The sequence below is a fragment of the Mycobacterium sp. P2_H7 genome (assembly GCF_056403275.1).
The window spans coordinates 276,021-295,787 of record NZ_JBFUFU010000005.1 but is presented as its reverse complement, the minus strand read 5'-3'; the positions used below and the strand labels follow the sequence as shown (position 1 = coordinate 295,787).

23 protein-coding genes are annotated in these 19,767 nt (G+C 66.7%); 21 read left to right on the top strand and 2 right to left on the bottom strand.

Annotation, left to right across the window (positions count from 1 at the left end; genetic code table 11):
* The first annotated feature begins 143 nt into the window (after positions 1-143).
* Complete coding sequence (locus AC1DY7_RS07310; protein ID WP_477493229.1) at positions 144-551, top strand: DUF559 domain-containing protein; 408 nt, start codon at positions 144-146, stop codon at positions 549-551.
* On the opposite strand, the gene AC1DY7_RS07305 is transcribed toward AC1DY7_RS07310, so the two are convergent.
* Positions 548-898 carry a hypothetical protein gene (locus AC1DY7_RS07305; protein ID WP_477492987.1) on the bottom strand — a complete coding sequence of 117 codons (351 nt, stop codon included), beginning with the start codon at positions 896-898 and terminating at the stop codon, positions 548-550. The genes AC1DY7_RS07310 and AC1DY7_RS07305 overlap by 4 nt on opposite strands.
* 23 nt (positions 899-921) lie before the next feature.
* On the opposite strand from AC1DY7_RS07305, the gene hisN reads away from it, so the two are divergent.
* The 4 genes from hisN to AC1DY7_RS07285 all read left to right on the top strand — a co-directional run bounded on the left by hisN (position 922) and on the right by AC1DY7_RS07285 (position 5,889).
* Complete coding sequence (gene hisN, locus AC1DY7_RS07300) at positions 922-1,698, top strand: histidinol-phosphatase (RefSeq protein ID WP_477492986.1); 777 nt, start codon at positions 922-924, stop codon at positions 1,696-1,698.
* 80 nt (positions 1,699-1,778) lie between these two features.
* Positions 1,779-3,167: an acyl-CoA dehydrogenase family protein gene (locus tag AC1DY7_RS07295; protein ID WP_477492985.1), complete on the top strand. Its 1,389-nt coding sequence runs from the start codon at positions 1,779-1,781 to the stop codon at positions 3,165-3,167.
* 15 nt (positions 3,168-3,182) lie between these two features.
* A complete protein-coding gene (locus AC1DY7_RS07290; protein WP_477492984.1) occupies positions 3,183-4,391 on the top strand; it encodes an acyl-CoA dehydrogenase family protein in 1,209 nt (402 codons plus the stop codon).
* A gap of 100 nt (positions 4,392-4,491) precedes the next feature.
* The gene (locus AC1DY7_RS07285) at positions 4,492-5,889 is read left to right on the top strand and encodes an FAD-dependent oxidoreductase (RefSeq protein ID WP_477492983.1); all 1,398 of its coding nucleotides are present in this window, start codon (positions 4,492-4,494) and stop codon (positions 5,887-5,889) included.
* 50 nt (positions 5,890-5,939) lie between these two features.
* On the opposite strand, the gene AC1DY7_RS07280 is transcribed toward AC1DY7_RS07285, so the two are convergent.
* Positions 5,940-6,911, bottom strand: coding sequence for an esterase family protein (locus tag AC1DY7_RS07280; protein WP_477492982.1), 972 nt, complete (start codon positions 6,909-6,911; stop codon positions 5,940-5,942).
* Positions 6,912-7,142: 231 nt separating this feature from the next.
* Between AC1DY7_RS07280 and AC1DY7_RS07275 the strand changes: the two genes are divergently transcribed.
* The 16 genes from AC1DY7_RS07275 (at position 7,143) to AC1DY7_RS07200 (ending at position 19,636) form a co-directional block, all read left to right on the top strand.
* Positions 7,143-7,709 (top strand): TetR/AcrR family transcriptional regulator, encoded by a 567-nt coding sequence (locus tag AC1DY7_RS07275; protein ID WP_477492981.1) that lies wholly within the window; start codon positions 7,143-7,145, stop codon positions 7,707-7,709.
* A gap of 35 nt (positions 7,710-7,744) precedes the next feature.
* Complete coding sequence (locus AC1DY7_RS07270; RefSeq protein WP_477492980.1) at positions 7,745-8,902, top strand: acyl-CoA dehydrogenase family protein; 1,158 nt, start codon at positions 7,745-7,747, stop codon at positions 8,900-8,902.
* A complete protein-coding gene (locus tag AC1DY7_RS07265) occupies positions 8,902-9,501 on the top strand; it encodes an NAD(P)H-dependent oxidoreductase (protein WP_477492979.1) in 600 nt (199 codons plus the stop codon). Before AC1DY7_RS07270 ends, AC1DY7_RS07265 begins: the two co-directional genes overlap by 1 nt.
* 41 nt (positions 9,502-9,542) lie before the next feature.
* Complete coding sequence (locus AC1DY7_RS07260; RefSeq protein WP_477492978.1) at positions 9,543-10,094, top strand: TetR/AcrR family transcriptional regulator; 552 nt, start codon at positions 9,543-9,545, stop codon at positions 10,092-10,094.
* 139 nt (positions 10,095-10,233) lie between these two features.
* A complete protein-coding gene (locus tag AC1DY7_RS07255; RefSeq protein WP_477492977.1) occupies positions 10,234-10,632 on the top strand; it encodes a DUF3887 domain-containing protein in 399 nt (132 codons plus the stop codon).
* Between the two features lie 205 nt (positions 10,633-10,837).
* The gene (locus tag AC1DY7_RS07250; RefSeq protein WP_477492976.1) at positions 10,838-11,929 is read left to right on the top strand and encodes a homogentisate 1,2-dioxygenase; all 1,092 of its coding nucleotides are present in this window, start codon (positions 10,838-10,840) and stop codon (positions 11,927-11,929) included.
* Complete coding sequence (locus tag AC1DY7_RS07245) at positions 11,929-13,119, top strand: alpha/beta hydrolase family protein (protein ID WP_477492975.1); 1,191 nt, start codon at positions 11,929-11,931, stop codon at positions 13,117-13,119. The genes AC1DY7_RS07250 and AC1DY7_RS07245 overlap by 1 nt, the downstream gene beginning before the upstream one ends.
* Complete coding sequence (locus tag AC1DY7_RS07240) at positions 13,116-14,318, top strand: CaiB/BaiF CoA transferase family protein (RefSeq protein WP_477492974.1); 1,203 nt, start codon at positions 13,116-13,118, stop codon at positions 14,316-14,318. The genes AC1DY7_RS07245 and AC1DY7_RS07240 overlap by 4 nt, the downstream gene beginning before the upstream one ends.
* Complete coding sequence (locus tag AC1DY7_RS07235) at positions 14,315-15,205, top strand: hydroxymethylglutaryl-CoA lyase (protein WP_477492973.1); 891 nt, start codon at positions 14,315-14,317, stop codon at positions 15,203-15,205. The genes AC1DY7_RS07240 and AC1DY7_RS07235 overlap by 4 nt, the downstream gene beginning before the upstream one ends.
* 1 nt (position 15,206) lies before the next feature.
* Positions 15,207-15,821, top strand: coding sequence for a TetR/AcrR family transcriptional regulator (locus tag AC1DY7_RS07230; RefSeq protein ID WP_477492972.1), 615 nt, complete (start codon positions 15,207-15,209; stop codon positions 15,819-15,821).
* A gap of 20 nt (positions 15,822-15,841) precedes the next feature.
* Complete coding sequence (locus AC1DY7_RS07225; protein ID WP_477492971.1) at positions 15,842-17,080, top strand: acyl-CoA dehydrogenase family protein; 1,239 nt, start codon at positions 15,842-15,844, stop codon at positions 17,078-17,080.
* Positions 17,077-18,009 (top strand): phosphotransferase family protein, encoded by a 933-nt coding sequence (locus tag AC1DY7_RS07220; protein WP_477492970.1) that lies wholly within the window; start codon positions 17,077-17,079, stop codon positions 18,007-18,009. The genes AC1DY7_RS07225 and AC1DY7_RS07220 overlap by 4 nt, the downstream gene beginning before the upstream one ends.
* Positions 18,006-18,335: a DUF6285 domain-containing protein gene (locus AC1DY7_RS07215; protein WP_477492969.1), complete on the top strand. Its 330-nt coding sequence runs from the start codon at positions 18,006-18,008 to the stop codon at positions 18,333-18,335. Before AC1DY7_RS07220 ends, AC1DY7_RS07215 begins: the two co-directional genes overlap by 4 nt.
* Positions 18,332-18,700: a nuclear transport factor 2 family protein gene (locus tag AC1DY7_RS07210; RefSeq protein WP_477492968.1), complete on the top strand. Its 369-nt coding sequence runs from the start codon at positions 18,332-18,334 to the stop codon at positions 18,698-18,700. Before AC1DY7_RS07215 ends, AC1DY7_RS07210 begins: the two co-directional genes overlap by 4 nt.
* Positions 18,697-19,224, top strand: a complete 528-nt coding sequence (locus AC1DY7_RS07205) for a YceI family protein (RefSeq protein WP_477492967.1) — start codon at positions 18,697-18,699, stop codon at positions 19,222-19,224. The genes AC1DY7_RS07210 and AC1DY7_RS07205 overlap by 4 nt, the downstream gene beginning before the upstream one ends.
* A 10-nt stretch (positions 19,225-19,234) precedes the next feature.
* Positions 19,235-19,636, top strand: coding sequence for an Rv3143 family two-component system response regulator (locus tag AC1DY7_RS07200; RefSeq protein ID WP_477492966.1), 402 nt, complete (start codon positions 19,235-19,237; stop codon positions 19,634-19,636).
* Positions 19,637-19,767 lie beyond the last annotated feature (131 nt).

Sequence of the window (19,767 nt, the reverse complement as noted above, 5' to 3'; positions counted from 1 at the left end):
GTCGGCACCCAGGCATTGGCAGCCGGGATGACGCGCCATGAGCTACGCGGGCCACGGACTTCAACCCCGACGAGATACTCACCCTGATCGAGCGCTACCGCGGGGCCCGTGGGCTCAAGCACCTGCGCACCCTGCTTCCCTTGGTGGACGGTGGCGCCGCCTCACCCCAGGAGAGCCGACTTCGACTGTTGTTCCTCGATATGGGCTTCCCGACGCCAGTCACCCAGATCCCGGTGCGCGATGGCGGGCAGGTGGTGCGCACCGTCGACATGGGCTGGGAGAAGTTCAAGGTCGTCGTCGAGTACGACGGAGATCAGCACCGGACCAACCGGATTCAGTACGTGAAGGACCTGCGCGTCATGCCCCGTATCGAGCAACTCGGCTGGACCGTCATCCGGGTGATCAAGGAAGACGTCGACTGGGTAATCGTCGAGCGGACCTACGACGCGTTGGTCGCGCGCGGTTGGGACGGCAAACTCGGCCCCGCGCATCCGTCCCGGGCCGGACTCGCCGCGAAGCTGCGGTTCTTGCGCTCGCCACTCGCCAGCTAGGTCAAGTCGCCGGGATGGTCGGGCACCTGCGGTTCGGGCGCGAAACCCCAGCGGTCCGGGTTCTTCGGCGAGTACACGACGGGGATGATCTGCCCGATGGTCGGCCACTGGTCAACGTCGACCGCCAGCTGCTGGTACACCACGTGCTCGCCGACGGTCGGTCCGTTGATCACCCCGGTGATGGTGACGAGCTGCTGACCCGTGGCGTCGGGGCGCGGGCTCACACCGGTGACGAGCAGGTTCCCCGACTGCCAATCACCGGGCGTGCCGCGCCTGTTGCGCAGGCGTGGCACGACGATGAGGACGAGCGCTCCGACCAACAGCAACAGCACGACGAATTCCCACATGCCCACATGGTAGGACTGCAGCCATGAGTCCAGATCTCGCTCTCGCCCTGCAACTCGCCGATCAGGCTGACGCGCTCACCATGGAGCGCTTCGGCGCGCTGGATCTGCGGGTCGAGACCAAACCCGATCTGACCCCGGTGACCGACGCCGACCAGGGCGCCGAGCGGACATTGCGCACCGCTCTGTCCCAGGCCCGCCCCGACGACGCCGTGTTCGGCGAAGAGTTCGGCGGCACAACGACTTCCGAGACGACAGCGGGCCGCATCTGGATCATCGACCCGATCGACGGCACCAAGAACTTCGTGCGCGGGGTGCCGGTGTGGTGCACCCTGATCGCACTGGTCGACGACGGCGTGCCGGTGGTCGGCGTCGTCAGCGCACCGGCGCTGGGCCGACGGTGGTGGGCGGCCGCGGGCGAGGGCGCGCACGCGTCGTTCAACGGCACCACCCGCCGCCTTCAGGTCTCCGGCGTGGGCGACCTCGGGGCGGCCAGCGTGTCGTATTCGGATCTCACCACCGGGTGGGAGGACCGTCGCGAGAAGTTCGTCGCCCTCACCGACGAGGTGTGGCGCGTGCGGGCCTACGGCGACTTCTGGTCGTACTGCATGGTCGCCGAGGGTGCGGTCGACATTGCCTGCGAACCCGAAGTCAAGGTGTGGGACATCGCGCCATTGGACATTCTCATCAGGGAGGCCGGGGGCAGGTTCACGAGCGTGGACGGCAAACCCGGTCCGCACGGCGGAAGTGCGCTGGCCACCAACGGGCTGCTGCATGACCAGGTACTGCAACACCTGGTGTGAAGTTGGTAACAGCCTTCGTCGATCTTACTCGGGAGTAAGATACGGTCATCGCACACCGCACCTACTAGCTGAGGCTGCACATGACCCAGATCGAATCCCGACCGAAGCGCACCGGATCGGAGAGCGCCGTCGGGCTGCAGAAGCACAAGCGGACGGCCACGGACATCGGTATCGCGCTGCTCACGCCGCTGATCGGCCAGGAATTCCTCGACCGCTACGGCCTGCGCGACCCGCTCAACCGGAGCCTGCGCTACGGCGTGAAGACGGCGTTCTCCGCTGCCGGCGCCTCGACCCGGCAGATCAAGCGCATCCAGGGCATCGGCAAGCCGGCCACCCGGCTCAAGCCGAGCGGTTCGGACTACTTCGACCTGACCCCCGACGAGGATCAGAAGCTGATCGTCGAGACGGTCCAGGAGTTCGCCGCCGAGATCCTGCGTCCCGCCGCGCACGACGCCGACGACGTCGCCACCTATCCCGCCGACCTGATCGCCAAGGCCGCCGAACTCGGCATCACCGCGATCAACGTCCCCGAGGATTTCGACGGGATCGCCGCGCATCGCTCCACCGTCACCACCGCGCTGGTCGCCGAGGCCCTGGCCTACGGCGACATGGGCCTGGCCCTGCCGATCCTGGCGCCCGGCGGCGTCGCCTCGGCCCTGACCCACTGGGGCAGCGCCGACCAGCAGGCCACCTACCTGCCCGAGTTCTCCGGCGAGAACGTGCCGCAGGCCTGCGTCGCCATCGCCGAGCCGCACGCACTGTTCGACCCGACCGCGCTGAAGACCACCGCGGTGCGCACCCCCAGCGGCTACCGGCTCTCCGGCGTCAAGTCGCTGGTGCCCGCCGCTGCCGACGCCGAACTGTTCATCATCGGTGCGCAACTCAACGGCAAGCCCGCGCTGTTCATCGTCGAGTCGTCGTCGGAGGGCCTGACCGTCAAGGCCGACCCGAGCATGGGCATCCGCGCCGCCGCGCTGGGCAAGATCGAGCTCGACAACGTCGCTGTCCCGTTGCACAACCGCCTCGGGGATCAAGAGGACCCCGACACCGACTACGCTCGGGATTATTCTGAAGCCGTCGCCTTATCCCGATTGGGTTGGGCCGCACTGGCGGTCGGCACCTCGCACGCGGTGCTCGACTACGTCATCCCCTACATCAAGGAACGCGAGGCGTTCGGCGAGCCCGTCGCGCACCGTCAGTCGGTCGCATTCATGGCCGCCAACATCGCCATCGAACTCGACGGGCTGCGGCTGATCACCTGGCGCGGGGCTTCCCGTGCCGAACAAGGCCTTTCGTTCATCCGCGAGGCCGCGCTGGCACACAAGTTCGGTGCCGACAAGGGCATGCAGATCGGCCTGGACGGGGTCCAGCTGCTCGGCGGTCACGGTTACACCAAGGAACACCCGGTCGAACGCTGGTACCGCGATCTGCGGGCAATCGGTGTCGCCGAAGGTGTTGTGGTCCTCTAGAAAGGCTTGTGAATCATGGCTATCAATCTGGAAATGCCGAAGAAGTTGCAGGCCGTCATCGAGAAGGGCCATCAGGGCGCCGCCGAGATGCTGCGGCCGATCTCGCGCAAATACGACAAGGCCGAGCACGCCTACCCGGTCGAGCTGGACACCCTGGCCACCCTGTTCGAAGGGATCTCGGAGGCCAAGACCATCTCCTTCGCCGGGGCCGACGCGTTCACCGCCGGTGAGGGCTCGGAGAAGAATGTCAACGGCGCCAACATGTCCGCGCTGCTGAACGCGCTGGAGGTCAGCTGGGGTGACGTCGCCCTGCTGCTGTCGGTGCCGTACCAGGGCCTTGGCAACGCGTCCATCTCCAGCGTCGCCAGCAAGGAGCAGCTGGGGCGCCTCGGCAAGGTGTGGGCCGCCATGGCCATCACCGAGCCGTCCTTCGGTTCGGACTCGGCCGCGGTGTCGACGACGGCCACCCTCGACGGCGACGAGTACGTCATCAACGGCGAGAAGATCTTCGTGACGGCCGGTTCACGGGCCACCCACATCGTGGTGTGGGCGACGGTGGACAAGTCGCTGGGGCGGGCGGCGATCAAGTCGTTCATCGTGCCGCGTGAGCATCCGGGTGTGACGGTGGAGCGCCTGGAGCACAAGCTCGGCATCAAGGCCTCCGACACCGCGGTGATCCGCTTCGAGAACGCCCGCATCCCCAAGGACAACCTGCTCGGTGATCGGGAAGTCAAGACGGACAAGGGTTTCGGTGGGGTCATGGAGACCTTCGACAACACCCGGCCCATCGTGGCAGCCATGGCCGTCGGCGTCGCCCGCGCGGCCCTGGAGGAACTGCGCACCATCCTCACCGAGGCCGGGATCGAGATCTCCTACGACAAGCCCGCCCACTCACAGAGTGCCGCAGCCGCGGAATTCCTGCGGATGGAGGCCGACTGGGAAGCCGGTTATCTGCTGACGGTGCGCTCGGCGTGGCAGGCCGACAACAAGATCCCGAACTCCAAGGAAGCCTCGATGGGCAAGGCCAAGGCCGCCCGGGTGGGTACCGACATCACCCTCAAGACCGTCGAGATGGCCGGTACCGCAGGCTATTCCGAGGAGGCGCTGCTGGAGAAGTGGGCGCGCGACTCCAAGATCCTGGACATCTTCGAAGGCACCCAGCAGATTCAGCAGCTGGTGGTCGCGCGGCGTCTGCTGGGGTTGTCCTCGGCACAGCTGAAGTAGGTTCATCCGTACCGTCCGCACCGAGCTGGTGCGGGCGCCGTCGACATTCGAGTACCGATCTACTCTATGCCGCGCTCACCTGCGGACCGAGACTCCAGAAATGGCTAACCTCGGTGAACACGCGGTGGTGTTGGGCGGCAGTATCGGCGGTCTGCTGGCGGCCCGGGTGCTCTCCGAGCACTATCACCGCGTCACCGTCGTCGAACGCGATGTGCTGACCGACGAGCCGGTCCCCCGCCGCGGTGTCCCGCAGGGCCGGCACGGGCACCTGCTGCTGGCGCGCGGCTCACGGATTCTCGACGAACTGTTCCCCGGTTTTCGCGACGAACTCGCCGCCGATGGTGCACCCATCATGGCGGGCGGTGCCCTGTCCAAAGTCGTATTCTCCGTTGGCGGTCACGAGCTCTTCCACGCCCACGACACCACACTCAATGACGCCGAGTACCTCTACGGTGCCAGCCGCCCGCTACTGGAGCGCAACATCCGCAGGCGGGTGCGCGGCATCGACAACGTGACGTTGCTGGACGGCCATGACGTGGTCGGGCTGGTCTGCACCGCCGACGCAGGACGCGTCACCGGAGCACGAATCGTCCGACAGGGCGGCGACGATCCGCGGTTGATCAATGCCGCCCTCGTGGTCGATGCGACCGGTCGGGGTTCGCGGGCGCCGCTCTTCCTCCAGGAGATGGGCTACAGCCACCCACCCACGGACGAGCTCGTCGTCAAACTCGCCTATGCCAGCCAACTGCTGCGCCTGCCGCCCGGGGCCCTGGCCGAGCAGCTGATCGGGTACTTCCCCGCGCCCGGCCGCCCAACGACATGGACGATCGTCAGCCACGAGAACGACACGTGGATGATGACCCTGGGGTCGATGGCCGGCCACCAGGCACCTGCCAACCGGGCCGAGATGCTCACCTGGGGTGAAGGTTTCGCAGCCCCGCACGCGTTGGCGGCGGTCCGTGCCGCCACACCGCTGAGCGAGGTCGAGCACTATCGCGTCCCATCGAGTCGGTGGCGGCGCTACGACAAGATGAAGCAGTTCCCGCAGGGCCTGCTGGTATTCGGCGACGCGATCTGCAGCTTCAATCCCGTCTACGGCCAGGGCATGACGATGGCTGCCATCGAGTCGACCATCCTGCGGGACTGCCTGCGCCAGGGGGACAAAGACCTGGCTCGGCGGTTCTTCCGGGCCAGCGCCCGGAAGCTGCGGGTGGCCTGGCAGACCGCGGTGGGGTCCGACCTGTCACTGCCCGAGGTCGAAGGCCCGCGCCCGCTGGCGATGCGGCTGTCGAACGCCTATCTGAACTGGGTGATGCGCGCCGCCGAGACCGACGTCGACACGACGGCCCAACTGGCACGGGTGACGGGCATGTTGGATTCCCCGCTGCGGTTGTTCCGTCCCGGATTCGTCGCCCACGTCGCACGGGTCAACCGCCGCAAGCATCAGCCGCCGGCCCCGCTGCACGCGGTGCCCGCTCCCGCCCGCGAATCGGCATAAAAGAAATCCCCGGGACCAGACGGTCCCGGGGATTTCTTTGTTGCTTCAGATCAGCCGAGCACGCGCTGCATGTCGGGGATCATCGCCTGCAGCTCGCGGCCCCAGTACGCCCAGTTGTGCGTGCCGTTGTCCGGGAAGTTGAAGACACCGTTCTTGCCGCCCGCGGCCAGGTAGTTGTCGCGGAAGGTGATGTTGGTCTTGATGGTCAGACCCTCGAGGAAGGTGGCGGGCAGATCGCCGCCGCCGAGTTCGTCGGGCTGGCCGTTACCGCAGTAGACCCAGATGCGGGTGCCGTTCGCAACGAGGCGGTCGATGTTGACCATCGGGTCGTTGCGCTTCCAGCCGCTGTTGGGATCCTCGGTCTTGCCCCACATGTCGTCGGCCTTGAAGCCACCGGCGTCACCCATGGAGATGTTGATCAGGAAGGGCCACCAGCCCTCGGAGGGGTTCAGGAAGCCCGACAGCGAGCCGGCGTAGACGAACTGCTCGGGATGCCAGATCGACAGGGTCAGCGATGCGGAACCGGCCATCGACAGACCGACGGCGGCGCTACCGGTGGGCTTGACGCTCCGGTTGGCCTGCAGCCACTGCGGGAGCTCCTGGGTGAGGAAGGTCTCCCACTTGTACGTGAGCGGCGGCCCGGCCTTGTTACGGGCGGGGGCGTACCAGTCGGCGTAGAAGCTGGACTGGCCACCGACCGGCATGATCGCCGACAGGCCGCTGTTCTGGAACCACTCGAACGCCGGGGTGTTGATGTCCCAGCCGTTGAAGTCGTCCTGGGCACGCAGGCCGTCGAGCAGGTATACGGCCGGCGAGCCTTCGCCGCCGCTCTGGAACTGGATCTTGATGTCTCGACCCATCGACGGTGACGGCACCATGAGGTACTCCACCGGCAAGCCCGGGCGGGAGAAGGCACCTGCGGGTGCGGTCTCGCCGGTCATGGCCACCGCACCGGGTATCACCAGGGCAGCCGCGGCCGCGGCGCCGATCCGGCGCATCCACCGACCTACAACGTTCTGCATAAATCCATCCCAACTCAGATTGTTCACGGTCACGCTCGCCCCTGGGCGATGACGGCACCACCCAGTGATAACCGCTTGCCTCGTTGCATGGCGGTATCACGCGTCCGCTCGACCTGACGTTCGGGCAGCAGAGCGGACCGAGAAATTCAGTTGTCGCAGGTTGCAGTAAAACACGGTGCCAGCGGGTTCAGAAAGTCCGGGGTCGCGGCGTGCCGCCGTACGCTTCGAATCATGGCGGCTGAGCGAACGTCTTCCAGCAATCGTCTGTCGGTCGATGACTGGCTACAGGCCGGGTACGCAATCCTGGCCGCCGAAGGGATAAAAGCCCTGAAAATCGACCGTTTATGCCGCCACCTCGGGGTCACCAAAGGCAGCTTTTATTGGCATTTCGACGGCATGCCGAGCTATCGCACAGCTCTCATTCAGGGTTGGGGTGAGCTTCGCGACGAGGATCGGCGCTCAATAGAAGAGATCGGATCGTTGCCGCCCCGCGACCGACTACGCCACATGATGGCGTCGCTGATCAGTCCCGGGCATTGGACGCTGGAGCGGGCGATGCGCGAATGGGCCCGCACCGACGCCGCTGTGGCAGAAAGCGTGCGGGCTGCCGATCGCCGGGTGCGGGCCGCGGTGCGCAACGCATTCGTCGACTTCGGTTTCGACATCGACGAGGCCGAACTGCGGGCCGATGCGACGTTTGCCGTCGGGGTGGGGCTCCTGCATCTGTCGGGACCCGTCCCCCACCCTCGCCAGGCGGCCCGCAGCGAACGTTTTCTGGACCTCATGCTGGCCACCTGAGGCTTCCATACTAAAAGGTATGGTACGGTTCGGCCATGCTGACCACGCAGCCCCAGATCACCGACGCGTTCGTCACCGCTCTCGCCGATCGCGCGCCCGAGGCGGAGACACTGCGCCGCCTGCCCGACGCCACCGTCGAGGACTTGGTGAGCTCGGGTTTCACCGATCTCCTGGTTCCCGCCCGCTACGGAGGTCAGCAGGCCCCCTTCCCCGCGCTTCTCGACCCGGTCCGCCGACTGGCCCACGGCTGCACGTCGAGCGCGTGGACCATCGGCTTCTTCACGTTGCACAACTGGATGCTGGCGTTGTTCGGTGAGCAGGCCCAAGAGGAGGCATTCGGCTCCCGGCCGTTTCTCGCACCCGCTCCTCTCGCGCCAACCGGCCGCGGCGTGCCGGTCGACGGCGGCATCCGGCTGACCGGACGGTGGTCCTGGTCGACCGGGGTGATGCACGGCAACTGGATCATCGTGTCCGCGCTCTGCGGGCCCGACGACGGCATCTACCCAGCGTTGGCGCTGCTGCCGATGAGTGAGGTCACCGTCGCCGACGTCTGGCACACCGACGGCATGCGGGCCACCGGATCCAACGACGCCGTCATCACCGACGCCTTCGTGCCCGAGCACCGACTGGTGAAGGTGACCGACATCTACGCGGGCACCGCGCCGGGGGCCGGGTTGCACGACGCGGCCACCTACCGCTGGCCGATGGTGCCCGCGCTGGCGCTGCTGGCGTCGATGCCCGCGCTGGGCAGTGCCGAGCGGGTGACCGAGATCTACGCCGAACGACTCGCCGAGCGGGTGCTGCCGTACGAGGGCGTGATGCAGAAGGACAAGCCGATCGCTCAGGCGCACCTCGCGGGAGCCCAGGTGCGGTTACGCGCACTGCGCGGACTGCTCGCCGACACCGTCGGGGAGATCGAGTCCATCGTGGTGGCCGGCGACACCGTCGAGAAGCCGGTCCGCGCCCAGGCCAGACTGGCCGCGGCGCACATCGTCGCCGAATCACGCTCGGTCATCGGCGAATTGCTGGGTGCGGGCGGGGCGAGCATCCACTTCTTGTCCAGTCCGTTGCAGCGCTTCAAACGCGACGTCGACGTGCTCGCCGGGCATGTGGTGTTCGACTACGACACCAGCCGGGAGCTGGCCGGTGCACTGACACTGGGCCTGCGTATCCCGCGAACCTCGATGATCTGATGCGGACGCTGTGGGTCGAGGCCAGCCCCAAGGGCGATGACGCTTTGTCCTCGCAACTGGCCATGGCCTATCTGGAAGGCCAAGACTACGAGCGGTTCTCGGTGTGGGGCGACGACGTGCTCCGGTTCGGACGGGATGCTGCCATCGCGAAATTCGCCGGGCTGTTCGGCGAGCCGACCACCGCGGACCAGGATGCGCAATGGCAGCGGGTGATCGACGAGATCGAGCGGGTCCGTGGCTTCGACCGGCTGGTGGTGTCCTCGCCGATGTGGAATTGGCATGTCCCGCATGCCCTCAAGGCATGGATCGACATCATCGTGCAGCCCATCGCCAGCTTCACCCTCAACGAGCGGGGCGAGCATGTGGGCACCCTGGGCGCCGGAAAGCCGTTGCAGCTGTTGCTGACTCGCAGTAGCGCATACGACGGCCGCCATCCCGAGTTGCAGGACTTCCAGAAGCCGTACCTGGAGTATGTGTTCGGCATGCTCGGCTACACCGTGGACACCCTGGTCGTCGAGCCCACCACACGGTGGACCCCGGCCGAGCGAGCGCAGCTGCGCGCCGAGGCGATCGAACGTGCCCGCGCGGCAGGACGATAGGGCGACCCCTTCGGACTGCCGCGTGGGCGTAGGCTGCCCGCATGTCGACCGCCCGCCGCCTCGCCGTGGACGATTGGATACAGGCCGGGTACTCGCTGCTGGCCGACGACGGGTTGCCCGCCCTGAAGATCGATCGGCTGTGCACCCGGCTGGGCGTCACCAAGGGCAGCTTCTATTGGCACTTCACCGATCTGGCTGCCTATCGCGCCGCCCTGATCGAGTCCTGGGGCACCCAGCGCGGTGACGAGCACAAGGTCTACCACGACATCGAGGATCAACCCCCGCGCGAGCGGTTGTCGATGATGATCGCCGGCCTGGTCAACCCGCGGCACTGGAAGCTGGAACGCACCATGCGGGAGTGGGCCCGTACCGATGCCGCCGTCGCCTCCGGGGTCGACGCGTCCGACCGGAAGGTGCACCGCGCGGTGCGGCAGGCCTATCTCGATCTCGGGTTCCCCGCCGAACAGGCCGAGTTGCGCGCGGGCCTCACCTTCGCCGCGGGCATCGGCTTTCTGCATATGGCGGGCGCAAAACCCAGCCCGCTCAGCGCCTCTCAGCGCGAGCAGTTCCTGGAGTTCATGCTGCGGCCATGATGTCCGCGGCGACCCCTCAGAACACCGCGGAGACACGACGCACATGTGCTCACCAAACAGCTCCATACCATACCGTCCGGTACGGAATGGTGCGCCGTTTTCGCAACTTGCCGGGCTGACGATGCCTATTGTTGGTTCCATGCGGTCAGGTCACCTGCTCACGTTCACAGCACTCCTCGTCGGGGCAGGCATCGCTGCGCCGACGGCCATGGCTGCCGACACTCCGGACCAGGTCGCGCTGACCACCCTGGACGAGATCGTCCGGGGCGACTACCCCGCCGCGGCCGCCGAATTCAACCCGACCATGCAGAAGCTGCTCCCCGTGAAGGCGCTGCAGGAATCGTGGGACATGTATCAGCGGACGTTCGGGGCCTTCCAGTCCCACGGCGCCCCCGAGAGCATCCCCCGCGACAATCTCACGATCGTCAACGTGCCACTGCAGATGCAACAGCGCCCCGGACAGTTCCGGCTGGCGGTTCAGCCCGACGGCACCATCTCCAGCCTGAAGTTGCTCAAAGAGGGCGTGCCCGTCCCCTGAGCGCCGGGTTCCCGGTCAGATACCCGCTGCGATGTTCCGACGAGATTGCTTTCAGGGTTGTTGTTCGCCGCGCCTGGACCTTTTTCACGACCCTCAGCGCAATCTCGTCGGAGGAGCCAAATCGGCATGCCGCGCCCTTGTGGTCTCGCGAAACAAAAAGTAAAGTCACTTTCAGTTTTGCATCGCCCGATCACCGAGGAGCGAGATGGAATCCTTCGTTCACCTGCGCAAAGGCAAGACGCCCAAGCGTGTGCATGCCGACCTCGACGGCCTCAAGGACGACGAGCTCGGCCGCGGCGGCTTCGTCGGCCGCACCGCCAACATGTACCGGCGTAACGACCCGACCGCTTATCGCACCATCGGCCCCCTGCGGCCCACCGATGTGCTGTCCTCGGAGCTCAAGCCCAGCGACGCCGCCGACGCGCACGGCGGTCCGCTGCTGATGTTCTCCAACGACGACTGCCAGGTGCTGCTGAGCCGGCGTAGCGAGGAGATGCCGTTCTTCGTCCGCTACGTCGACGGCGACCTGTTGCTGTTCGTACACAAGGGCGCCGGGCTACTGGAGACCGAGTTCGGCCCACTGCCCTACCGCGAGGGCGACTGGGTGTACATCCCGAAGGCATGCACATTCCGCCAGCTCCCGGACTCCGAATCGACCTGGCTGATGATCCAGGCCACCGACGACTTCCGGGTACCGCCGGCAGGCATCCTGGGCCGGCATTTCCCGTTCGATCCGGCGCAGGTCACCATCCCCGAACCTGCCCCGATCGATGATGACGGCCGGGATGAGTACGAGGTGCGCCTCATTCACGAGGGTGGCCCGACTTCGCTTATCTACCAACATAATCCGCTGGACGTTGAGGGCTGGCGCGGGGACAACTTCCCGTTCACGTTCAACATCGAGGATTACACCGTCATCACCTCCGAGAGCGTGCATCTGCCGCCGACGGTGCACCTGTTCATGCAGGCGACCGGGGTTTACGTGATGAACTTCCTGCCCAAGCCCGCCGAGAGTGTGCCCGGCACCGAACGCACCCCGTGGTATCACCGCAACGTCGATTTCGACGAGATCGCGTTCTTCCACTCCGGGTCGCTGTACGGCATCCCGATGCCACCCGGGCTGGTTTCGCATGCGCCGCAAGGAGTTCACCACGGCGCACCCGAAAAGGCGCGCGAACGGGCCCGCCGCAAGTTCGACGACTACGACCGGGTGGACTGGTCGGTGATCGCCATCGACACCCGGCGCCGGCTCATTCCGTCCGCCGACATCCTCGCCAACGATCTGGGGCAGCACTGATGACCGTCACTGAACAGCCCGTCAAATTCGAGTACGAGCGCATCCCGTATCTGGTTGCCTACCAGAACACGTCGTCGGTACGCGATGTGTACGGCGGCGTGGCCGAGTTGGTGGTGCTGGAGAGCTACCTGCTGAAACCGAAGACCAAAGAGTCCGACACCGTGCTGGTGTTCATGCACCCGATCGGCGGCGGCGCCTACCTGCCGATGATCAACGCGCTGGCCCGCGCCGGTCACCATGTCATCTACTGCAACAGCCGGTTCCGCGGCACCGACTCCGCGCTGCTGATGGAGAAGGTGGTCGAAGATCTGGGCGAATGCATCAAGGACGCCAAGAACCGGCTGGGCTACGACAAGGTGGTGCTGGCCGGCTGGAGCGGCGGTGGCTCGCTGTCGGTGTTCTACCAACAGCAGGCTCAGCATCCGACGGTCACGGCCAGCCCGTCCGGCGACGGCCCCGACCTGACCAAGCTCGGCCTGCTGCCCGCCGACGGCATCATGCTGCTGGCCGCACACATCAGCAGGCACGGCACCATGACCGAATGGATGGACGCCTCCATCCTCGATGAGAACGACCCGTCCCAGCGTGATCCGGAACTGGATCTGTACGACCCGGACAACCCGAACCAGCCGCCGTACACCCCGGAATTCCTGGAGCGCTACCACGAGGCGCAGATCGCCCGAAATCGACGGATCACCAAGTGGGTCAAGGAAAAGTTGGCCGAGCTCAGGGCCGCGGGCCGACCCGATGACGAATACGCGTTCGTCGTACACGGCACCATGGCCGACCCGCGCTGGCTGGACCCGGCCGTCGACCCCAACGACCGCATGCCCGGCCAGTGCTATCTGGGCGACCCACAGGTGGTCAACAACTCCCCCGTCGGGCTGGCCCGATACAACACCCTGCGCAGCTGGCTGTCACAGTGGAGCTATGACGACGCCAACGGCGACGCCGTGAAGGCCGGCCCCGACATCGCGGTGCCGGCGCTGGTGATCGGCAACCTCGCCGACGACGCGTGCACCCCCAGCCACACCCGCCGGTTGTACGAGGCGATCGGGCATCCGGACAAGGAGATGCACGAAATCCCCGGCGCCAATCACTACTACTCAGGGCCGGATCAGCGCGGGACGCTGCGTCAGGCCGTCGGGATCTGCACGGATTGGCTGCACCGGCACGGATTCTCGGTATGACCACCGGCGCGCTGGACGGCATCAGGGTGCTCGAACTGGGCACCCTGATCTCCGGCCCGTTCGCCGGCCGGCTACTCGGCGACATGGGCGCCGAAGTGCTCAAGATCGAGCTGCCCACCACGCCGGACCCACTGCGCACCTGGGGCCAGGCCGAACTGGACGGCCATCATTTCTTCTGGACCGTGCATGCCCGCAACAAGAAGGCCGTCACGCTCGACCTGCGCACCCCACGCGGCCGAGACTTGTTCCTGGAGTTGGTCGACCGCTCCGACGTGATCGTGGAGAACTTCCGGCCCGGCACCCTGGAGAAGTGGAACCTCGGCTACGACGTGCTGCGCGAACGCAACAAGGGCATCATCCTGGTGCGGGTGTCCGGGTACGGGCAGACCGGTCCGGATGCCGGCAAGGCCGGGTACGCCTCGGTCGCCGAAGCCGCCAGCGGACTGCGCCACATGAACGGTTTCCCCGGCGGCCCTCCCCCGCGACTGGCGCTCTCGCTCGGCGACAGCCTGGCCGGAATGTTCGCGGCCCAGGGCGCGCTGGCCGCCCTGTATCGGCGCAGCGTCACCGGCGAGGGACAGGTGGTCGACACCGCGCTCACCGAATCCTGCTTGGCCATCCAGGAATCCACCATCCCCGACTACGACATCGGCGGTGTGGTGCGTGGGCCCTCGGGCACCCGACTGGAGGGCATCGCGCCGTCCAACATCTACCAGAGTGCCAACGGCAGCTGGGTGGTGATCGCCGCCAACCAGGACACCGTGTTCCGCCGGCTGTGCGAGGCGATGGGCCGTCCCGACCTGGCCACTGATGACCGTTTCGTCAATCATGTTGCGCGGGGACGCAATCAGGACGAGATCGACAAGATCATCGGCGCGTGGGCGGCCGAACGCCAGCCCGCCGAGATCATCGAGACACTGTCGAAAGCCGGGGTGATCTCCGGCCCGATCAACACCGTCGCCGAGGTGGTGCAGGATCCGCAACTGCAGGCGCGCAACATGATCGCCGATCACTGGGATGAACGGATCGAACGCAACGTCAAGGGGCCCGGCGTCGTTCCGGTGCTGTCGGAGTCGCCCGGCTCGGTGCGCAACGCCGGCTCGGCGCACCCCGGCCAGCACAACGACGAGGTGTACTCCGGGCTGCTCGGCCTGTCCGCCGACGAGGTCGATTCCTTGCGAGAGGAGAGGGTCCTGTGAAAGTCGACATCCGCGAAGTGTGCCTGCGCGACGGTCTACAGATCGAGGCACCGATTCCGTTGGCGGCCAAGGTCGCACTGCTCGAAGCCATCGTGGCGACCGGGGTACGCGAGGTCGAGGCGACGGCGTTCGTCTCCCCGTCCAAGGTGCCCGCACTCGCGGATGCCGCGGAGTTGGCCGCCGAGCTGTACCGCTTCCCGGACGTCGAGTTCTCCGCCCTGGTGGCCAGCCCCAACGGCGCCACCCGCGCCATCGCATCCGGGCTGCGGTCCATCGAATACGTGGTGTCGGCGTCGGATGCCCACAGTGTGGCCAACGTCGGCCGCTCCAGCAGCGAGGCCACCGCGGCGATCGCCGACGTGGCACGCATCGCCCACGACAACGGCGCCACCGTCGAGGTCATCATCGCCACCGCCTGGGACTGCCCGTTCGACGGCCCGACACCGGCCCGACACGTCCTCGACATCGCCATGGCGGCAGTCGAACTCGGCGTCGACCGGATCGCCATCGCCGACACCATCGGCACCACCACCCCGCGGCGCGTCAGTGCACTGATCGGCAAGGTGAAGCCGCTGATCGGTGACGTCCCGCTCGGTGCGCACTTCCACAACACCCGTGGAGCGGGGCTGGCCAGCGCCTACGCGGCGGTGCAGGCCGGGGTGACCCGCCTGGATGCCTCCGTCGGCGGCCTGGGTGGTTGCCCGTTCGCGCCGGGCGCCTCGGGCAACATCGCCACCGAGGACCTGGTGTACCTGTTGCGCGACAGTGATATCGACGTCGACGTCGACCTGGACCTCGCGATCGATGCCGCCAGGGTGGCCCAAGATGCCGTCGGCCACGAACTGCCCAGCGCGCTGCTGCGCGCGGGCGATCGCATCCTGGCCTGAGATGACACCCGCCGAATCGCTGACCGCCAAAGGCCGCCAGACCCGTGAGGCCATCGAACTGGCGGCCAGAAAGCTGTTCGCCGAACGCGGCTTTCACGGCACCACCCTGGCGGACATCACCTCGGCGGCGGGCAAGTCCTCGGCGGTGTTCTACCGCTACTTCGACGATAAGGAAGACCTCCTGGCCTCACTGGCCGAGTCCTTCCTGCACGACATCGTCGAGCCCTCCGGCATGCGGGTACCACTGCCTGATTCCCCCGAGGACACCGAGTATTTCGCCATGGTGGTGACGGGGTACTGGAATCTCTTCAAGCAGAACATCGGCATCATGATCGCCGTCGCCCAACTGGGCGCCACCCAGCCACGGTTCGCCAAGGTGCAGCACGAGTTCCGCCGGTTCGGTATGGACATGGTGGGTGATTCGGTGCGCCGGGCCCGCGAGCAGGGGTACGCGCAGGATCTGCAGACCGAGCACATCGCCGCCGCGATCGCCCTGCTGTTCGAGAACTTCACCGTCGTCGTGGTCGGCAATCCCGGCTCGGAACTGCAGATCAGCGATGCGGATGCCATCAAGACCCTGTCGACGATCTGGAAGAAAACCCTGTACGGCTTCTAAAGGACGAAAGAGAGATCAGAGTGGATTTCGCTTTACCCGAACACCTTCCGGGGCTGCTCGACGAGATGGATGCGTTCATCGAGGCGGAGATCAAACCGCTGGAACGCGAGAACATGCAGTACTTCGACCGCCGGCGCGAATTCGCCCGCACCGACCTGGAGAACGGCGGGGTGCCGACCCGGGAATGGGAGGACCTGCTCGACGAGATGCGCAGGCGCGCCGACGCGGCGGGCTGGCTGCGCTACGGGCTGCCGAAAGAGTTCGGCGGCCGCGGCGGCAGCAACCTCGACATGGCGGTCATCCGGGAACATCTGGCGCACAAGGGTCTTGGCCTGCACAACGATCTGCAGGACGAGTCGTCGATCGTCGGGAACTTCCCTCAGGTCATCATGATGAGCCGGTTCGGCACCGACGCGCAGAAGGCCGAGTGGGTCGAGGCCATGCTCACCGGCAAGCGTTCCATGGCCTTCGGGCTGACCGAACCCAACCACGGCAGCGACGCCACCTGGATGGAGACCACCGCGGTGCGCGACGGCGACGACTGGGTGATCAACGGCGCCAAACGCTGGAACACCGGGGTGCACCGCGCCACTCACGACCTGATCTTCGCCCGCACCTCCGGCCAAGACGGATCGGCCACCGGCATCACCGCCTTCCTGGTGCCCACCGACACACCGGGTTTCACCGTCCCCTACTACTGGTGGACGTTCAACATGCCCAGTGACCACGGCGAGGTCGAACTCGAAGACGTCCGGGTGCCCGCTGACGCCGTGCTCGGTGAGGTCGACCACGGCCTGGAGGTCGGCCAGACGTTCCTGCACGAGAACAGGATCCGGCAGGCCGCCAGCAGCCTGGGCGCGGCGCAGTACTGTATCGACCGCGCTGCGCAATACGCCGGCGACCGCATCGTCTTCGGCAAGCCGCTGTCGGTGAATCAGGCCGTGCAATGGCCGCTGGCCGAATTGCAGACCGAAGCCCAGATGGTGCGCCTGCTGGTGTATTACGCCGCCTGGCACCTGGACCGCGACCACCACATGGAGGTTTCGGACAAGGTGTCGATGGCCAACTACCGGGCCAACAGGCTGGTGTGCGAGGCGGCCGACCGTGCCATGCAGATCCACGGTGGCGTCGGCTACAGCCGGCACGAGCCGTTCGAGCACATCTACCGGCACCATCGGCGATACCGGATCACCGAAGGGGCCGAGGAGATCCAGATCCGCCGCGTCGCGCAGCGGATGCTGAAGTTCGGCCGCAAGTGATCGATCCGGAGGCACTGGCGGGGGTGCTGGGTGCGACGCGCATCGAGGACTTGCGGGTGCTCACCGGCGGGGCCAGCCGCGCCACCTGGGCCTTCACCGCCGACGACCGGCCCCTCATCCTGCGCACCGGCCCACCCGACGAGATTCACGCCGGGATGGAGCTGGAGGCCGCGGCGCTGCGCCGGGCGGCGGACACCGGCGCGCCGGTTCCGGGCATCGTCACTGCGTCCAATTCTGTTGAGGCCCTCGGTAATCCCTACCTGGTCTGCGATTTCATCGCCGGTGAGACGATTGTCCGCAAGATCGCCCGCACCTTGGACGACACGTCGCGGTCCGCGCTGCTGACCCAGTGCGCGCAGGCGCTGGCTCAGATCCACCGCGCTGATCCCGACGGCATCGGACTGGCCGTCTCCGATCCCCTGCAGGACTGGCGGCGCGAACTCGACGAAATGGGTGATACCACCGCCCCATTCGAGTACGCGTTCCGGTGGCTGGAACGCCACCGCCCGGCCCCTACCGCAGCCGTCCTGGCGCACGGCGACTTCCGGATGGGCAACCTCATCGTCGCCGATGGTCAACTGGCCGCCGTCCTGGATTGGGAGCTGACCCACATCGGCGAGGCCGCCGACGACCTGGCGTGGTTCTGCATCCGGGCCTGGCGGTTCGGCGCTCCCAAGGAACTCGGTGCGGGCGGCCTGGGCAGCATCGAGGATTTCGTCACCGCGTACGAAACCGCCGGTGGCGCAACGATCGACCGGGACGCCTTGCACTGGTGGCTGGTGCTGGCGACCCTGCGGTGGGGCGTCATCTGCCGCTACCAGTACGAGCGGCACCGCTGCGGGCAGACCCGCTCGGTGGAGCTGGCCGCGATCGGTCGACGGGTCTGCGAGACTGAACATGATCTGCTGACGCTGCTGGAGGCCCCGTGAGCCTGCACTACAAGCCGACCGCGGCCGAACTCGTCGCAGCCGTCGCGGAATTCCTGGAAACCGACGTACGCGACGGCACGAGTGGGGCGCTGAACTTCCACGCCCGCGTCGCGGCCAATGCACTGCGCACCGTCGAACGCGAACTGCTCGACGACACCGCGGACATCCCTCGCCAAGCGCTGGGCGCACTCGGCTTCCCGGACGAGGCCGCATTGGCCGCGGCCATCCGCGCCGGCGACACCGGCGATGAGGTGCTGGCCGCCCTGCACGCACTGGTGCGCCACCGGCTGGCCGTCGCACATCCGGGTTACGAGGAGGAACGATGACCATTGACGTGGCGAACCAGTTGTTCGGTGCCATCGAACGCGGCGACTACGCGAGCGTCGAGCAGCTGTGGGCCGACGATGTCACGGTGTGGCACAGCGGTGACACCCACGACAACGACCGGCGGCGCGCGCTGAAGGTGATCCAGTGGTTCCTCGGGGTCAGCACCACCCGCCGCTACGAGATCCTGGACCGGCAGTTCTTCGAGGGTGGATTCGTGCAGCAACATGTCCTGCACGCGGATGCGACCAACGGCGCCTCGATCGCCTTGCGTGTCTGCATCGTCATCAAGGTCGGGGCTGATGGGCTGATCACCCGGATCGACGAGTATTTCGATCCGGCCGATATGGCACCGTTGATGTCATGAGCGAAATGAGCACCGATTGGATCGGCGAGTGGCGGCTCGATCCCGAGCGCACGACGCTGGAGTTTCACAGCCCCACCTTCTGGGGACTGGCACACGTCAAAGGCACCTTCGCCGGGGTCAGCGGGTCCGCCCGGGCCGCCGCCGCCGATGAGGGTATCGACGTCACCGGGCACCTGGAGATCGACGCGGCCTCGGTGCACACCGGCATCCGCAAACGCGACACGCACCTGATGTCGCCGGATTTCTTCGACGTACAGGCGTTTCCCAGTATCGCCGTCGTCGTCGAGTCCGGCGAGGTCACCGGGACGGGCTGGGTCCTGCTGCACGCACAACTATCGGTGAAGGGCGTGCAGCGCGACGTCGAGCTGGCCACCCACGTGCGGGCCGCCGGCGATGGTGCGCTGCGCCTGCAGACCACCACGACCCTGAACCGGCTGCACTACGGCGTGGACGGCAACCTGATGGGCATGATGGGCGAAGCGGTGAACATCGAAGCCACCGCGGTCTTCGTCCGGCAGTCGTAACATCCCAGGAGTGGCCGACACCGATGCGCAGGTCCGGATCCTCGTATACAGCTCCAACCCCCGCACCCGCGACGCTGTGCGTTCGGCACTCGGCCGCCGTGTGCACCCCGATCTGCCCGAGCTGAGCTATCTGGATGTCGCGACCGCGCCGATGGTGGTCCAGCAGATCGAAGGCGGCGGGTTCGATCTGGCAATTCTCGACGGTGAGGCCGCCCCGGCCGGCGGGTTGGGCCTGGCCAAGCAGCTCAAGGACGAAATCACCGACTGCCCGCCCATCCTGGTGCTGACCGGACGCCCCGATGACGCCTGGCTGGCGACCTGGTCGCGGGCGGAGGCAGCGGTATCTCATCCGATCGACCCGATCGCACTCGGCGAAGCCGTGGCTGCGGTACTGCGCGGGGACGCACTCTAAGCAGCACGAAAAGCGCTGTGGCCGTTAATTCTTCACGTCGTCGTCGGTGAGGACGTGGTAACCCAGCTGTCATTTTCATCCTAGCCAAAATGCGCCGGTCCGACCGGTAGCGTGACTAAGCTGTGTTCTAG

Coding starts and splice junctions, on each gene's coding strand:
- hisN (WP_477492986.1), top strand. CDS start 922: ATGAGTCCAGATCTCGCTCTCGCCCTGCAACTCGCCGATCAGGCTGAC.
- AC1DY7_RS07260 (WP_477492978.1), top strand. CDS start 9,543: ATGTCGACCGCCCGCCGCCTCGCCGTGGACGATTGGATACAGGCCGGG.
- AC1DY7_RS07295 (WP_477492985.1), top strand. CDS start 1,779: ATGACCCAGATCGAATCCCGACCGAAGCGCACCGGATCGGAGAGCGCC.
- AC1DY7_RS07305 (WP_477492987.1), bottom strand. CDS start 898: ATGTGGGAATTCGTCGTGCTGTTGCTGTTGGTCGGAGCGCTCGTCCTC.
- AC1DY7_RS07245 (WP_477492975.1), top strand. CDS start 11,929: ATGACCGTCACTGAACAGCCCGTCAAATTCGAGTACGAGCGCATCCCG.
- AC1DY7_RS07280 (WP_477492982.1), bottom strand. CDS start 6,911: ATGCAGAACGTTGTAGGTCGGTGGATGCGCCGGATCGGCGCCGCGGCC.
- AC1DY7_RS07285 (WP_477492983.1), top strand. CDS start 4,492: ATGGCTAACCTCGGTGAACACGCGGTGGTGTTGGGCGGCAGTATCGGC.
- AC1DY7_RS07275 (WP_477492981.1), top strand. CDS start 7,143: ATGGCGGCTGAGCGAACGTCTTCCAGCAATCGTCTGTCGGTCGATGAC.
- AC1DY7_RS07290 (WP_477492984.1), top strand. CDS start 3,183: ATGGCTATCAATCTGGAAATGCCGAAGAAGTTGCAGGCCGTCATCGAG.
- AC1DY7_RS07210 (WP_477492968.1), top strand. CDS start 18,332: ATGACCATTGACGTGGCGAACCAGTTGTTCGGTGCCATCGAACGCGGC.
- AC1DY7_RS07205 (WP_477492967.1), top strand. CDS start 18,697: ATGAGCGAAATGAGCACCGATTGGATCGGCGAGTGGCGGCTCGATCCC.
- AC1DY7_RS07250 (WP_477492976.1), top strand. CDS start 10,838: ATGGAATCCTTCGTTCACCTGCGCAAAGGCAAGACGCCCAAGCGTGTG.
- AC1DY7_RS07270 (WP_477492980.1), top strand. CDS start 7,745: ATGCTGACCACGCAGCCCCAGATCACCGACGCGTTCGTCACCGCTCTC.
- AC1DY7_RS07255 (WP_477492977.1), top strand. CDS start 10,234: ATGCGGTCAGGTCACCTGCTCACGTTCACAGCACTCCTCGTCGGGGCA.
- AC1DY7_RS07230 (WP_477492972.1), top strand. CDS start 15,207: ATGACACCCGCCGAATCGCTGACCGCCAAAGGCCGCCAGACCCGTGAG.
- AC1DY7_RS07240 (WP_477492974.1), top strand. CDS start 13,116: ATGACCACCGGCGCGCTGGACGGCATCAGGGTGCTCGAACTGGGCACC.
- AC1DY7_RS07265 (WP_477492979.1), top strand. CDS start 8,902: ATGCGGACGCTGTGGGTCGAGGCCAGCCCCAAGGGCGATGACGCTTTG.